Source organism: Wolbachia endosymbiont of Anurida maritima (genome assembly GCF_042182995.1).
Lineage (GTDB): Bacteria > Pseudomonadota > Alphaproteobacteria > Rickettsiales > Anaplasmataceae > Wolbachia.
Genome location: NZ_CP102058.1, coordinates 314020 through 328516 on the forward strand (window position 1 = coordinate 314020; position 14497 = coordinate 328516).

18 protein-coding genes, 1 tRNA gene and 2 pseudogenes are annotated in these 14497 nt (G+C 34.5%); 11 read left to right on the forward strand and 10 right to left on the reverse strand.

From position 1 onward, the window contains the following. The 5 genes from pyrH to NOX90_RS01880 are packed head-to-tail and all read left to right on the forward strand — an operon-like array spanning position 1 to position 2954. Positions 1–738: a UMP kinase gene (gene pyrH, locus NOX90_RS01860; RefSeq protein WP_375604580.1), complete on the forward strand. Its 738-nt coding sequence runs from the start codon at positions 1–3 to the stop codon at positions 736–738. A gap of 7 nt (positions 739–745) precedes the next feature. Next, positions 746–1303 (forward strand): ribosome recycling factor, encoded by a 558-nt coding sequence (gene frr / locus NOX90_RS01865; RefSeq protein WP_375604323.1) that lies wholly within the window; start codon positions 746–748, stop codon positions 1301–1303. A 6-nt stretch (positions 1304–1309) separates the two neighbouring features. Next, positions 1310–1642, forward strand: coding sequence for a hypothetical protein (locus NOX90_RS01870; protein ID WP_375604324.1), 333 nt, complete (start codon positions 1310–1312; stop codon positions 1640–1642). Further along, positions 1643–2338: a polyprenyl diphosphate synthase gene (uppS, locus tag NOX90_RS01875; RefSeq protein ID WP_375604325.1), complete on the forward strand. Its 696-nt coding sequence runs from the start codon at positions 1643–1645 to the stop codon at positions 2336–2338. It abuts the gene before it with no gap. After that, positions 2328–2954 (forward strand): phosphatidate cytidylyltransferase, encoded by a 627-nt coding sequence (locus tag NOX90_RS01880; RefSeq protein ID WP_375604326.1) that lies wholly within the window; start codon positions 2328–2330, stop codon positions 2952–2954. The genes uppS and NOX90_RS01880 overlap by 11 nt, the downstream gene beginning before the upstream one ends. Positions 2955–2978: 24 nt before the next feature. Here NOX90_RS01880 and NOX90_RS01885 read toward each other — a convergent pair whose 3' ends face one another. Continuing rightward, on the reverse strand, positions 2979–3170 hold the full coding sequence (locus NOX90_RS01885; protein WP_375604327.1) for a zinc-finger domain-containing protein: 192 nt from the start codon (positions 3168–3170) through the stop codon (positions 2979–2981). 68 nt (positions 3171–3238) lie between these two features. Continuing rightward, positions 3239–3745 (reverse strand): pantetheine-phosphate adenylyltransferase, encoded by a 507-nt coding sequence (gene coaD / locus NOX90_RS01890; protein WP_375604328.1) that lies wholly within the window; start codon positions 3743–3745, stop codon positions 3239–3241. A 79-nt stretch (positions 3746–3824) separates the two neighbouring features. On the opposite strand from coaD, the gene NOX90_RS01895 reads away from it, so the two are divergent. Together NOX90_RS01895 and NOX90_RS01900 are read left to right on the forward strand one after the other, a co-directional pair. Beyond that, positions 3825–3897, forward strand: a tRNA-Phe gene (locus NOX90_RS01895). A gap of 80 nt (positions 3898–3977) precedes the next feature. Beyond that, the gene (locus NOX90_RS01900) at positions 3978–5006 is read left to right on the forward strand and encodes a gamma-glutamyl-gamma-aminobutyrate hydrolase family protein (protein WP_375604581.1); all 1029 of its coding nucleotides are present in this window, start codon (positions 3978–3980) and stop codon (positions 5004–5006) included. Positions 5007–5100: 94 nt separating this feature from the next. Here the strand turns inward: NOX90_RS01900 and ubiH are convergent, their stop codons facing one another. The 4 genes from ubiH to NOX90_RS01920 all read right to left on the reverse strand — a co-directional run bounded on the left by ubiH (position 5101) and on the right by NOX90_RS01920 (position 8992). Next, complete coding sequence (ubiH, locus tag NOX90_RS01905; protein WP_375604329.1) at positions 5101–6249, reverse strand: 2-octaprenyl-6-methoxyphenyl hydroxylase; 1149 nt, start codon at positions 6247–6249, stop codon at positions 5101–5103. Between the two features lie 300 nt (positions 6250–6549). Further along, the gene (locus tag NOX90_RS01910; RefSeq protein ID WP_375604330.1) at positions 6550–7560 is read right to left on the reverse strand and encodes a P-loop NTPase; all 1011 of its coding nucleotides are present in this window, start codon (positions 7558–7560) and stop codon (positions 6550–6552) included. 168 nt (positions 7561–7728) lie between these two features. After that, a complete protein-coding gene (locus NOX90_RS01915) occupies positions 7729–8064 on the reverse strand; it encodes a transposase (protein ID WP_375604331.1) in 336 nt (111 codons plus the stop codon). Beyond that, positions 8054–8992 (reverse strand): IS5 family transposase, encoded by a 939-nt coding sequence (locus NOX90_RS01920; RefSeq protein ID WP_375604582.1) that lies wholly within the window; start codon positions 8990–8992, stop codon positions 8054–8056. The genes NOX90_RS01915 and NOX90_RS01920 overlap by 11 nt, the downstream gene beginning before the upstream one ends. Before the next feature lie 41 nt (positions 8993–9033). On the opposite strand from NOX90_RS01920, the gene recO reads away from it, so the two are divergent. After that, positions 9034–9756 (forward strand): DNA repair protein RecO, encoded by a 723-nt coding sequence (gene recO / locus NOX90_RS01925; protein ID WP_375604332.1) that lies wholly within the window; start codon positions 9034–9036, stop codon positions 9754–9756. Between the two features lie 47 nt (positions 9757–9803). Here the strand turns inward: recO and NOX90_RS01930 are convergent, their stop codons facing one another. Then, positions 9804–9992 (reverse strand): hypothetical protein, encoded by a 189-nt coding sequence (locus NOX90_RS01930; RefSeq protein WP_375604333.1) that lies wholly within the window; start codon positions 9990–9992, stop codon positions 9804–9806. 643 nt (positions 9993–10635) lie between these two features. On the opposite strand from NOX90_RS01930, the pseudogene NOX90_RS01935 reads away from it, so the two are divergent. After that, positions 10636–11404, forward strand: a pseudogene (locus NOX90_RS01935) (IS110 family transposase); the annotation flags it as partial. A gap of 210 nt (positions 11405–11614) precedes the next feature. On the opposite strand, the pseudogene NOX90_RS01940 reads toward NOX90_RS01935, so the two are convergent. Further along, a pseudogene (locus NOX90_RS01940) lies at positions 11615–11941 on the reverse strand (IS4 family transposase); the annotation flags it as partial. A gap of 59 nt (positions 11942–12000) precedes the next feature. On the opposite strand from NOX90_RS01940, the gene NOX90_RS01945 reads away from it, so the two are divergent. Both NOX90_RS01945 and NOX90_RS01950 read left to right on the forward strand, forming a co-directional pair. Then, positions 12001–12366, forward strand: a complete 366-nt coding sequence (locus NOX90_RS01945; protein ID WP_375603639.1) for a transposase — start codon at positions 12001–12003, stop codon at positions 12364–12366. A gap of 17 nt (positions 12367–12383) precedes the next feature. Next, entirely contained in the window at positions 12384–12767 is a 384-nt protein-coding gene (locus NOX90_RS01950; RefSeq protein ID WP_375604573.1) for a transposase, read from the forward strand. Positions 12768–12851: 84 nt separating this feature from the next. Here NOX90_RS01950 and NOX90_RS01955 read toward each other — a convergent pair whose 3' ends face one another. Beyond that, a complete protein-coding gene (locus tag NOX90_RS01955; RefSeq protein WP_375604334.1) occupies positions 12852–14228 on the reverse strand; it encodes a PleD family two-component system response regulator in 1377 nt (458 codons plus the stop codon). Then, positions 14200–14496, reverse strand: a complete 297-nt coding sequence (locus NOX90_RS01960; RefSeq protein ID WP_375604335.1) for a hypothetical protein — start codon at positions 14494–14496, stop codon at positions 14200–14202. Before NOX90_RS01960 ends, NOX90_RS01955 begins: the two co-directional genes overlap by 29 nt. Position 14497 lies beyond the last annotated feature (1 nt).

A 14497-nucleotide genomic window follows, 5' to 3' on the forward strand; every position in this document is an offset into this window, starting at 1 on the left:
ATTTCAACAAATGAAAAAAGCGAAATAAAATATTCCAGGGTGTTATTTAAAATCTCTGGTGAGGCTTTGATGGGATCAAAGCAATTTGGTCACGATATGGAGACTATAGGTGAGTTATCTAAAGGCATAGTTGAAGTTTGTAATCTTGGAGTTCAGGTATGTATTGTTGTTGGTGGTGGTAATATCTTTCGTGGCGCATCTGCGTCTTTAAGTGGCTGTGAAAGAGCAAGCAGTGATTGTATTGGAATGCTTGCAACTATAATCAATGCTTTAATTTTACAAAACTTTTTAGAAAAAAATTTAGTAGCTTCTAGGGTATTATCTGCAATACCCATGGCCACTGTATGTGAACCTTACATAAGAAGGAAAGCTATTCGTCATTTAGAAAAAGGTAGAGTGGTAATTTTTGCAGCAGGCACAGGCAACCCATTTTTTACTACAGATACAGCTGCAGCCTTACGTGCTGTTGAAATGAATTGTGATGTTATTCTAAAGGGTACACAAGTAAATGGTGTATACTCCGCTGATCCGAANAAAAATGAGGATGCTGTAATGTATGATAGGCTTTCTTACACGGATTTATTGACTCGTGATTTAAAAGTTATGGATGCATCAGCAATTTCACTTGCTCGTGAGAATTCTATTCCAATTATAGTTTTTTCTTTGAAGGGAGAAAAAATAGTCAATATTATTAAGGGTCAAGGTACTTATACTATAGTTTCAGATTGTAAACAGTAGGTAATTTATGTTAAATGAAATAAAAGCTAAAACAAAAGAAAGAATGCTAAAAACTATTCAGTCCTTTCATGATGATATTAAAGGCGTACGCACTGGTAGAGCTAGCGCATCGTTGCTTGATGGTATAGTTGTAAATATCTATGGTGGACATCAAAAGTTAAATCAGGTTGCAGGTGTTTCGGTTATAGATAACAAAACCCTATCAATTAAAGTTTGGGATATTAATGTTGTCGGTGAAGTGAAAAATGCTATATTAAATGCCAACTTGAATTTAAATCCTGTTGTTGAGGGCAATACCATACGTATAGCTCTTCCGGACTTAACACAAGAAACCCGTGAAAAATTAGTGAAATTATTGCATCAGTTTGCTGAAAATGCGCGGATTGCCATCAGAAATATACGTAGAGATATTATAGAAGAAATAGAAAAAATGAAGGAAAATAAAGAAATCTCAGAAGATGATTTTCATGGCACTAAAAAGGAAATACAAAATATTACTGATGATAATATAAAAAAGATTGATGGTGAATTGTCCATCAAAGAAAAGGATATATTGCATCACTAAGGTAATATGAAAAAAACCTTCAGTAGTGAAAAAGAAAAAATTACATGCAAGGGTGCCATGGAGGTAGCAGGCACACAACCGTACAAACGTTGCAATATTGCACAATATTATACAGTAAATGATGTCATTCCTGTGCTCTCTTTCATGTCATCCAAGTGCCTTTTTTCTCTGTCATCCCAGTGCGTGACACTGGGATCCATCTTATTTTCATCATGGACATTATATGCTCTAAGAATCTGTTGTTCATTGCATAATTTGCAAATATTTTTATACTTAGATCCCAGTGTCAGCTACTTGGATTACAGAAGAGTGCTGGTGGATGGTTTAGGTGAACTTTAAATGTTGAATCAAGAATCTTTACCGAAACATTTAGCAATTATTATGGATGGTAATGGTAGATGGGCGAACAATCAAGGAAGGGTAAAAATTGATGGTTATAAAAAGGGCAGTGAAGTTGCATACGATATTGCCAAGTATTGTACAGACCTAACCATACCCTACTTAACTTTGTATGCATTCTCTATGGAGAATTGGCTTAGACCCAAAAACGAAACTGACTGTCTATTTGATTTATTTTACTCTGTCTTAACTAATGAAGATAAAGTCAATTTCATTTGCAACTGTAACATTAAGTTGAATTTTATTGGCAATTTAAGTCTGTTATCCAGTAAAATATTGGATCAAATTAAAAAAGCAGAAGAAGTGACATGTAAGAACGATGGTTTATTACTCACTATTGCAGTTAGTTACGGAGCAAAGCAAGAAATTACACAAGCTATAAGCAATATTATAAAAGAAAATATTGCTTATGTATCAGAAGAGGAATTTGAAAAATTTCTGTATACTAAAGATCTGCCAAAATTGGATTTATTAATTCGCACTGGCGGCGAAAAAAGGTTAAGCAACTTTTTATTATGGCAAGCAGCTTATGCTGAATTGTATTTTTGTGATACTTTATGGCCTGATTTTTCTTGTCAAGATTTGAGTAAAGCATTAGAAGATTATACAAAAAGAGAGAAAAAATATGGTAGATAATAATTTTATAATTAGAATGTTGTCCTCAATAGTAATATTATTCATATTTTCTTTTGCTACATATTTCAGTGATTTATCGTTTTACCTATTGATTTTTTCAATAGCAGTTTTATCTTCTTTTGAATGGTATAATCTAACCCAGGGAAACAAAATTTTATACGTTTTTGCATTATTATTGATTGCACTACCAAGCGCCTCATTAATATATTTATATAATCTACCACAGGGAAAATACGCATTAGTATGGTTCGTCTTAACCATTTGGGGAATTGACGTTACTGCCTACCTATTTGGTAAGAATTTTGGTGGAGCTAAATTTTGCCCAATTCTTAGCCCTGGAAAAACTTGGACAGGACTTCTTGGTGCGATTTTAGCTGGAGTAGTGTGCACAATTTTTGGATCAATATTTTTTGGTCTATTTTCAATTTTTTATTCTCCAATCATTGGCCTTGCAATTGCTATTCTAGCGCAACTTGGCGATTTCACTGAGTCGCTTGTTAAAAGAGCTTACGGTGTTAAAGATAGTGGAAATATGATACCTGGCCATGGAGGAGTGCTCGATCGTATGGATAGTTTCATTTTTACTGCCCCTCTTCTTGCTATTTACATAAGCTAGGTCTGCAGAAGAAATAAAGTGCCATTAGAGTTCATCCCTAGTCAGCTCCCCAACCGCTTCTACAGTACAGTCATGGACAAACGTCTTTTCACAATAAGGGCAGGCTATTTCCTCTTCTTCTCCCATATCTAAATATATTAATGGATGGCCGGAACCCTCATCATTCTCATCACCATGACAACAAACTTTTCTTTTACTAACCCTCACTTTTGACATGCTACTCCTTTAGCTTATAACATTTTATATATTAAATATACCTATCCAGAAATAAAAAACAACACACGCTATTCTCCATTTTTTATCCTATTTAGATCAATCAATTCGTTTTGAACGCCTTGTGATACAAATTTGCTAACATCTTCTCCTAATCTTGCTATTTCCTTTACAAAACTTGATGAGATAAATTGAGTATCTTCAGAAGCGGGAAGAAATATGGTTTCGATTTCAGGAAGAAGTTTATAATTTACCCAACTCATTTGAAACTCGTAATCAAAATCCGACACTGCTCTTAATCCCCTAATAATAACAGAAGCATTCTGCTCTTTGGCAAACTTCACTAGCAACCCATTAAAAGATATAACATCTGCATCAATTCCTAGTCCTTTAATTTCATTTTCAGCCATGCTTGTGCGTAGCTTTGTGTCAAAGGCAGTATGCTTATTAACGTTTTCTGCAACCCCTATTATTAATTTATCGACTAGTTTACACGCTCTTTTGATTATGTCAATATGCCCAAAAGTTATAGGGTCAAATGTGCCAGGGTAGATTCCTGTTCTGTTATTAATGTTCATCCTTTATTTTTATAAACTACTTTAAAAACTTTTGATAGACATGATAACATTTTTTATCTAAAAATGAAAGTATACAGTTGGCCTGATAGCTCAGTTGGTAGAGCAAAGGACTGAAAATCCTTGTGTCGCTGGTTCGATTCCTGCTCAGGCCACNTTCTCTTTCTTGGCAAACTTGCCTTTTTGTTATAAAATACTCTATATCGTAATATAAATATTAGAGAGGCAAGTTATGGTGTATAAATATTACAATAAAGTATTTAACATCTTATTAATTATAGTTCTATTATTAAGTAATATTACTTATGCTGGCGTTAGTGAAAAACCGACATCTCAACATGTAACCAGAAAAGAAGAACCAGCATCAACTGCCTTGACGGCAGAAAATACAGTAAATAATGACATAGTTGTTGGTTTGTTAAAAAAGGAAGAAGAGACATACCCGCATGAGCTTGGGCTATCTCAAAATGTCTACGAGATGTTTAATAATTTTAGAGTTAAAATTGTACTAATTGATTACAATAAAATAATTAGCCTTAAAAAAATTCAGACAGAGTCACTTAATCTCGCAAAACAAGATGAAACATTGGCAAAGAAGTTAATATTAGACCGAATAAAAGTTGAAGTTGCAAAGTTTATAAAAGAACACAAAATAAATAGAATATTCATTCCAGGAAATTACTACAATTTACACTCCGAACCTTTTCCTCCTACTCCTTGTCGCCAGCTTGTTACTGAAGCAATTGTAAAAATAGTGGATGATAACCCTGCAATTCATTTGCTTGGTATATGTGAAGGCATAATGAATGCAAAGGGAATTGAAGTAGTGAGTGTTGTGAGTGATGAAGAGAAGCAAAGATCTCATTTAAAATCAGCACCTAATCCACAGAAAGAGGATGTACCTCTCCAGCAGATAAAGATCGTTCCCAACAGTCGTTTAGCCGAAGTGGTTGCTAGATTTTTATCACCTGACGAAAATGGTTGGTTTTCAACATGTTTTCCAGATGCTCACTCGGGAGCAGTGAGTAATACGCCAGAAAATAGAAGAAAATTGGAGTTACTTGGATATAAAGTTGCAGCATTTTCGAGTGATGGGGTAATAGAGGCTATTGAAGATAAGCATGGTAATGTTCACTTTCAAAGTCATCCAGAAGCCCTTGTTGTGAAGTCAGATAAAAACCTCTATTTATCAAATCACAAGGAACGTCAAGTGTCTACACTAGTTGCTATAGCGATTATAAATGATTTTCTTTATCGTGCTTGATGGCTATAGCTTGAGGCTTACCGACAACCGTCATCCCGCTGCTTGTTAGCGGGATCTAGAGATACCGCGGCGGTATATTAGCTATAAAAGTGGTTTATATAAACCCCATAGCATGTCGAATGAAGCTTTTTTTGAGAAAATTTGAATTTTCAACTGCAATCAAGCCAAGATTTCTTAGTGCTTTAGCGCAGAATATTCTGTTGGAGAACATCCTATTTAATCCATCAGTTGCAAGCGCCATTGTAAAATTATCAAAGTATCTGTTACGTGAAATTTTCTTTAATAAATAACTACTGCCAACATCAATACCAGATGCTTTTGCAGCAACTATGTGCTTTATAACACTTTCTACATCTCTAATTCCAAGATTAAGCCCTTGACCTGCAACTGGATGAATTGAATGTGCTGCATCGCCGATAAGCAAAACTCTACCCTTATATAACTTTTTTGCGAAAACAAAACTTAAAGGATAAAGTTTTCTTTCACCCTCTAATTTTATCTCTCCTAAATAAGAACCAAATCTTTTTTTGAGCTCTATAATAAATTCTTTTTCAGACAGATCCATTAGCATTTTTGAAATTTCAGATTTTTCTGTCCAAACTATCGAAGAAGTATAGCCACCCTTCATCGGTAGAATTGCAAATGGACCGCCAGGAAAAAAACGCTCTACAGCTAAGCTTTGGTGATGCAGTTCATGCTTTACATAAAATACTATGCTACTTTGTTTATAATCAAATTTCACTGTCGGTATAGAAAATAACTCTGGTAGTTTAGAGTTTTTGCCTTCAGCACAGATAAGTAGCGATGATATTAATTCCTGGTTATTATCAAGAATAACTTCCACATATCCTGAATCACAAGCAATTGTTTTATAGGAATGTGGAGAGTATATATTTAGTTTATTCAGAAAATTATTGTTGATTGCATTCCATATAGTAGCATTGTTAATAACATAACCCATTGGTTCTTCACCAACCATTTTATGATTGTAATGCACAGTAACCGCATCTAATATGCATATATCAAGTATTGGCTCAGCTTCGCTTTCTATAAACTGCCAAATCCCTAATTTTTCCAATATTTTTTTCGAGCCTTGAGAAATAGCAAATGCTCGGTTGTCATCTACTACACGTGGTAGACTATTTTTTTCAATCACAGCTACAGACACAGAGTCACAACTGAGGCCAATGGCAGTAATAAGACCAAGTAACCCACCACCTGAAATGATTACATCATAATTCATTTTATTTACGCTAATTGTAAAATTATATTTTATCTGTTTTGAAAATAGTTTAAACAAACTTTATAGACAAAGACCTATAGCTAACCCAAGAAAGGTTTCCCTACGTCATACCACGATTCATTCCATAGCTGTACGAACATTGCAATGTGGCACATAGTAAACGATATCATGGAAGTAGCTGACACTGGAATTCAGAAAAAAGGATGACACCCTTCTGGTAGACAATGTTCGTACAGTTGTGCGCGGTATAAATTCCGCTAACGAGTAGCGGAATGACGGTTTTTCAAATTGTAGGTAAACCTAAGCCACTTTAGCTATAACATCTTTAGCAATGTCTTCATAAATCTCTGCTAAATCTTCACTTAGCATTAAAGGATTTCCACAATCAGAAGCATGACATATTTGTGGATCCAGAGGAATCCTGCCTAATAGTTTGATGCCCAGCTCCTCAGACATTCTTTTTGCGCCGTCTTTTCCAAATATGTATATTTCTGAGCCGCTTTGAGTAAAATAGCTCATGTTTTCCACAATGCCAATAATCGGTATACTGAGCTTTGTAAACATATCATAAATTTTGCGAGCATCGATTAAAGAGAGCTCCTGTGGAGTTGAAACTATTATTGCCCCGGTTAAGCTAAAATTTTCCATAAGACTTAAATGCACATCGCCAGTTCCAGGTGGTGTATCAACTATCAAATACTCTATATCGGACCATTTTGTTCCTATTAGCAGATTATAAAGTGCTTTTGTAATCATAGGTCCGCGCCATATTGCTGCACGATCTTTATCGATAAAATAGCCAATTGAAATAGTATGCAGTCCATACTTTTCTATAGGCATTGCTTTACTATCCTGTATTTTTGGCTTTAATTTTTCAGCGCCAAGCATTTTAGGAATTGAAGGACCATATATATCTGCATCAACTAGCGCAACTTTGTGTTTTAACTTTGCTAATGAGAGAGCAAGATTTAGCGCAACTGTGGATTTACCTACGCCTCCTTTACCAGAGGCCACAACGATTATATTTTTCACTCCTTCGATATGTAATTTAGCTTTTTGTTGCCCAGTTTGTTTTTGACCAGTAGCAACCACGGTTACCTTCTCCACCCCTGGTATAGCCTTAACAGTTTGCTCACAATTTCTTCTTAATTCTTCGTTTACTTGCGTGTTACCGGCAACTTCAAGCGCAAAACCAACGTCCCCGCCTTTAATAATGATTGAGGATATTATGCCAAGATCGATCACATCTTTACTGCTTTTTTGCTCTATGACTTTTTTTAAGCTCTCTCTTACAATTTCTTCGTTGATCATTAGGCCTCTGTTGTTTGATGCGCCAGGAAGAGTATCATTGCGACAATGTTACACGAAATAAATTCAAAAACCAACAAGCCTTTTAGGCAATTTCTTCCTGAAGTTGTTCAATTTTAGCTTGAGGAAGGCTGGTTGTCTTAGATGTATGGTCCATAAGTGTTGAAAGTATCAAAAATAACGTGATATGAGATGATCAACGGCATGTAAATTACCTCCCGACAGTAAAACAATCGAACGTATAAAAGAGTCATTTAGATCCAATGTGAATTGCAGTAATGCTATTTTGAACCCATGTAGATTATTTTTGATTTTATAAACAAGAAATAACAAAGCCGTAATAATAATCATGTAAATATACACCTTCATGCCATTCATAGTATGGCTTAAAAAGTGCTTATATCCAAGATTTTGCTTTATAAATTTAAAGAACACTTCTATATCCCATCTGGGCTTTGTTGCATGGCTACCAATGAGAAGGTGTGATGTAAGGGATTTACGAGGCAAATTCGAAAATAGGCATACCGATATCAGTAAATTTGTTAATCAAGTAGCATTTTAAGATCATCTCTTGAGAACGATTTATTTTGGATTTATTCTTAAAACTAAATCCAAATGTTTTTTTAACCCTAAAGAAAAAACTCTCAATACGTGATCGTGTTCCATACCTTGTCTTCTTTTTCCACTGACTTAAATTGTATGCTTTTCTTATATTGATGTTCTTATTTCGTTCCGATAAATGATCTATATCATTGTAGATTTTTGCATTTTTTCTCGGCTTTATTATGGGTTTTAAATTATACTTATTGCATAACTTATATAAATTTGCTGTATCATAAGCTCCATCTGCACGAAGAGACTTAATCTTATAGATATCACCTATTTCTTTTAGTATTTCCGATGCTGATACGCTATCATGTGAAAGGAAATTAGTATATCGAGTTGTTATTGCCTTTTTACTGTTTATATCTAAAGCAACATGTAGCTTTCTTGCTTGATTTCTACCATTATATTTCCTTATCTTGGCATTATCTTTGTTATGTTGAGTGCTGTTGCTATAAATATGGATTACTGTACTATCTATAGCAATTTCAATATTCTCCATATCATTTTTATCTGTTCTGTGATCACACAGTTTCAAATTAAGTTTGTTTAGTCGGCGACAAGCCTGTGAATAGCTCATCACTTGCAGATTCTTCCCTATACCTTCTAAATATCCTTTTATGAATCCAACTGCTTGCCTTAAACCTATTCTAAATAGATTAACAATTATATGTATTGCAATGACAACTTTATCGCTGTAAATGTTATTTCCACCTGCAACCTTTTCTGAAATTTCATACCAGTTTTCTATAGCTTCATCAATGAAATGAAAGACATTTCCTCTTTTTTCTAAAAATTGATTATACTCGTTATTGTTACTTTCAACACTTATGGTGCACTATCCTATAATATCATACGGTCAATACACTCTAAATGAGATGGAAAGATGAAGGCATCATTATAGCTGCTAAAAAATACGGCGATAAAAACTTAATTCTTTCTCTATTTACAAAAAATCATGGAAAGCGTAGGGGATTAACTAAGCTAACAAACAATAGCAATTATAAGTTTCAGATAAGTAATCTATTACATGCAGAATGGAGTGCTAAGTTACCTGAAAATCTAGGTTTTTTTAAGTGCGAATTAATTGAGTCTCCATTCCATCATTTCTTTCAAGATAGGTTAAAAAGCATTACTATTGTTTCTTTCTCCTCTATTTTAGAAAAAGTGCTTCCAGAGAGTGAACCTTGTGTTGTACTGTATGATAACTTTCGATATTTCATCGATATAATTAAGCACAATAATGAACTTTGGCAAGGCCATTACCTCAACTTAGAGCTTCTGCTTCTTACGCAATTGGGGTTTAAGTTAGACTTATCCAAATGCGCTGTAACAGGTGTTAAGGAAAATTTACAATTTATTTCTCCAAAAACTGGTAGAGCGGTGTCAAAAAAAGTAGGAGATTATTATGCAGATAAACTCCTACCTTTTCCACAAATGTTACATGATGTATACAATAATAACCTACAAAACAGCTACTCATTCCAAGAATTTCAGTTAGGACTGAAAGTTACAGGATATTTTTTAAATAAGTATCTATTTTTGCAGCTAGACATGAAATTTCCAGAGCTGAGAAGCCTCATGTTGTCGCTTTAATCTTAGTTATCATTTTTTTGAAAGAATATCCAAGTAGCCTCTTCCTGTCATCCCAGTGCCCAAACACACATCTGTACGAATATTGCAATTTGCAGGCAATTTGCGTGGCAGATTTCATTCTGGAATCCAGCTTTTATGTTGTATAGTGCACAATCAATTCCAGTGTCAGCTACTTGGATGACACCTTTGTGTTTGAGGCAAAACCGGCCATAACACTTAACATACTGCCTTTGCAAACAAATGTTCGTACAGTTATGTGTCAAGCACTGGAATGACACCCTCCTAGTGGATAGTACGTCCGGAGCTTGCGAAGTTTTTAGACTGTAAAACTTATCAGTTACTATCTCTACAAAGTATTTTTCTGCCTCTTTTTGTGCTGAATTGGAAAAGATTTTCTTTTTATAGTTGCGCTTAGAGTCTATTAAGAAATTCATATCGTGTAAAGCATGAACTTATGCTTTACACGATTTTTCTTGAAATATTGAAATCACAAAAACGAAGAAAAATTAAATCACTCTGTTCTTGCGTGGAGCGTAGTTTTTACTTCTACTAGGTTAGTGTGCTTTTTCTGATATAAGCAACGAACAGACAAAGTCTGTTAAACCGGAAAGAAACGCCACTTTTGTTTTTAGCAGTCTGTAAGTATAATTTTGTGGGAGTACTTTTGCAGTTATAACCGATAAGCCCAATGGTGCCTTAAGTGCCCGTGTAAAAGCATGGTTTTGGGTGGAACGGTCAAATCATTGGTGGAGTCTAATTATGACTACCCCGCGTAGAAGATTGTATAATCTAACCGTTCCAAGCTAAAGTACTTCTACATTAGAAATTATATAAGGAGGAACTTGAGATGGCAAAAACAAAAAGTAAATTAGAAATCTGATGAAGCAGATTGGTTCAGCTGTACACTATGTGTGTGTACCTGAGGGAAGAGATGAGCAACGTGTTCAGAAATTTGGCTGCTTTACTACAGATCTTCATAATTTAGCACGATGGTTGAAAAAGTGTAAAGTTACAACTGTAGCTATGGAATCAACAGTGGATTGCTTTATTTCAAATACTTGAGTCATATGAACTTGAGATAAAGCTGGTAAATGCACGGCATGTAAAGAATGTACCTGGTAGAAAGTCTGACGTTCAAGATTGCCAATGGCTCCAACAATTGCACAGCTATGGATTGCTTCATGGATCATTTNNAGATCAGATGTGTGTATTGCGTAGTTACGTGCGGCAACGTAAAAATCTTACTGAAAGTGGATCAACGCATATTCTGCGTATGCAAAAGGCATTAATTCAAATGAATATTCAACTACATAAAGTTATAGGAAACATTACTGGAACAACTGGTATGAGAATTATCAAGACTATAATTGAAGGCGAAAGAGATCCTGAGAAATTGGCTGAACTCAGGGATGGACGAATAAAAAATGACCAGTCTACTATAGCAAAAGCATTAAAAGGTGACTATAGAGAAGAACATTTATTTGCATTAAAGCAAGAATTTGAACTATACAACATTTATCAAGAAAAAATAGTAGAGTGTGACAAAAATATTGAGGCCTATTACAAAATGTTTGAAACAAAATCTGGCGAAAGTAAGCATATAAGTAAGGAAAAGAATAAGAATAAAAGGGGTAAGCCAAGCTTCACTGCCATTAAGTTAAGGAAGGAATGGTCAAAAACTGAACTAAAAAGTTAGAAATAACTAAGGATTTATGGCAAATACTAAAACAAAATAGAGTAGACTTTAAAGCAGATAAACTCTGAAGTGTAAATCACTTAAGAAATAGTTGATTTAGGAGTCATTTTACAGGAGCTATGGCAATAAGCTATCCAGTTATTATCAGAAGATATGAGTTGGTCAAAACACATCCTTCCTAGCTCTTTTTTGGTAGTTCAGTGAACGAGTATCAGTTACTTTATTACGGTCAACTTTTCTTCCTTTTCTCACCACTAGAGTGTTCATCAAAAATAACTTTGATAATCGATCCATGATGCAGTCTGTGTCTGACTCTGTAGAAAAAATATCGAAAGCCAAGTTTTTTATTGCATTAAATGAGACAGATTTATTGATGCTTTTCTCAGACTTGCAATTGGCTAGGCCTGCGTTCAATGTCTCTTCTATATCTTCTGTCATAATACTTTCTAAGTTGCTAATAAAGATAGTTGACCAAAAATCCTGCTTAAGAGCATGTCTTCAAACTAAGTAGAAAGGAGTTAAGAAGTGTGTTATAAGATATATTTTAAATGTACCCAAGCGATATAAGTGACAAAGAATGGAAGATGATAGAGCAATATTTTGAACCTAAAAAGACCGGCAGACCAAGAAAACACAGTATCAGAACGATTATCGATGCAATAAGGTATGTGATGAGAACAGGCTGTCAATGGAGACAACTACCTAAGAATTTTCCACCATGGAAAACCGTGTATAGTTGTAATTCGCGTTTAAAAAAAAGTGGAATATGGCAAGAAATTCATGATTTTCTAGTTAAAAAACTAAGAAAGATAATTGGTAAGAATGAAACTCCATCAGTAGGAATAATTGACAGTCAATCAGTAAAAACCACTCAAAAAGGGGATCCAGAGGATATGATGCTGGCAAGAAAGTAAAGGGTAGAAAACGCCACATCGTTGTAGATACTCTAGGTCTTGTAATTGCTGCTGAAGTACACAGTGCAAGCATTCAAGATCGTGATGGTGCACTAAATCTTTTTGTTCAAGCCAAATGCAAAGCTCCAACATTACGTAAGTTTTTTGCTGATCAAGGATATACAGGTAAATTGCAAAACCGCTGTTTATTGGAAACTGGATGTTTGTTGACGATTACCAAGAAAGTAGTTGATACAGGATTTCAGGTTATTCCTAAACGTTGGATTGTTGAGAGAACCTTTGCTTGGCTCTCCAATTTTAGACGTATGAGTAAGGATTATGAGCATTCTCCTCTCACTTCAAAAAATAACATCTTTTTTAATATGATCACTATTATGCTTCACAAATTAGCTCATTCTTGAGTTTGAAGACATGCTCTTAATATGATCACTATTATGCTTCACAAATTAGCTCATTCTTGAGTTTGAAGACATGCTCTCAGAGATTTAGCTAGCAATCACTCTATTTCTACCACTGTTTTTTGCTTTATATAAATATTTGTCGGCACGTACTATAAATTCTTTAATATTGTCAAGGTCAGATTCTTGCATTTCTGCAATTCCAATGCTCACAGTTACATCGTGGGTTGTATTTTTATCCACAGGTATAAAAGGTTTTTTAGCAATAATTTTTCGTATTCTCTCCGCAATAGTATACGCATCTGATGTATCGGTATCTGGCATTACAACAACAAATTCCTCACCACCAAATCTAGCTAGTAAATCTGTCACTCTGATATTTTCAGAAATTCTTTTCTGTATTTGCTTTAAAAGTTCATCTCCAACACTATGCCCAAAACTGTCATTCACCATCTTAAAATAGTCTATATCAAGTATCATAAGAGACAACCTTCTATCCTTTTCCACAGAGTCCTTAACAATGTTTCTTAAGTGTGCATCAAAATATCTTCTATTATAACAGTTAGTTAATGGGTCTTTTATAGACATTTCCGCATTATTAAATAAATTCATTCTCAAGGCATCTTGATATCTTTTGCGTTTTACTTGCGAATTAACCCTTGCTATTAACTCACCCTCATCCAAAGGTACTGTTAAATAATCATTAGCACCTACATCAAGTGCTTTTACTAAATTGTTTTTATCATAATCCTCAGAAAGAATTAGAATTGGTGTATAACGTGTTTCCACCTTACTACGAAACCCAGAACACAAACGCAAGCCGTCAGTTTTTGAAAACTGCATATCAGAAATGATCAAGTCGTAATTATCCTTAATACCAACCTTTAATGCCTCTATTGGATCACTCAGTATTTTAATTGACCTAAAGCGTTGCTTTAGTACATTATATATCTGCTCTGCTTGAAAGACATCTTCATCTACAACAAGTATGTTAGCATCAAAGATCTGATTGGAATAATCCATAATACTACTTCCTGCTACTCCACCAATCTCAGCATTAGTTTCTCCTCTCAAACGCAATTCATCGATAATCATCTTTAAGCGTGTGAGAGACTTAATTCTCGCAGATAAAGCAGTTTCATCTATTGGTTTAGTCAGAAAGTCATCTGCACCAGCATTAATGCCTTGCACTCTATTGTGAGTGTCATGCAGTGCAGTTACCATAATTATTGGAATATGGGTCGTTAAGGGATCATTTTTTAGCTCCTTACAAACTTCAAAGCCATTCATCTTTGGCATCATGATATCAAGTAATATAATATCAGGCTGCTGCTTTGCTACTAAATCTATAGCTTCTTCACCATCATGAGCTACGATAACCGTATAGTACTCTGCTTTTAGTCGAGCTTCTAAAAGCTTGACATTAGATAGTACATCATCTACTACCAAAATCTTCGCTGTCATTATCTTTAGATGTATTATCTATATCGTAAGTAGGATAAAGCTTACCATTTTTACCAACTATGTAATTTACTTTCTCAGTATTACACTCTTTATATAAGTCTTCAATTCCTGCGTCTTTCAATAACCTCCTAGCTTTTGATTTTATAATCACAAGATACCTATATGTATTCCTAATAAGATCAATAAATACAGGCACCTTATTTCTATCAAGAACAATTATGCTCACTAAAGCAACGACCAAAATTTCTGAAAGACCTATATTGAACATT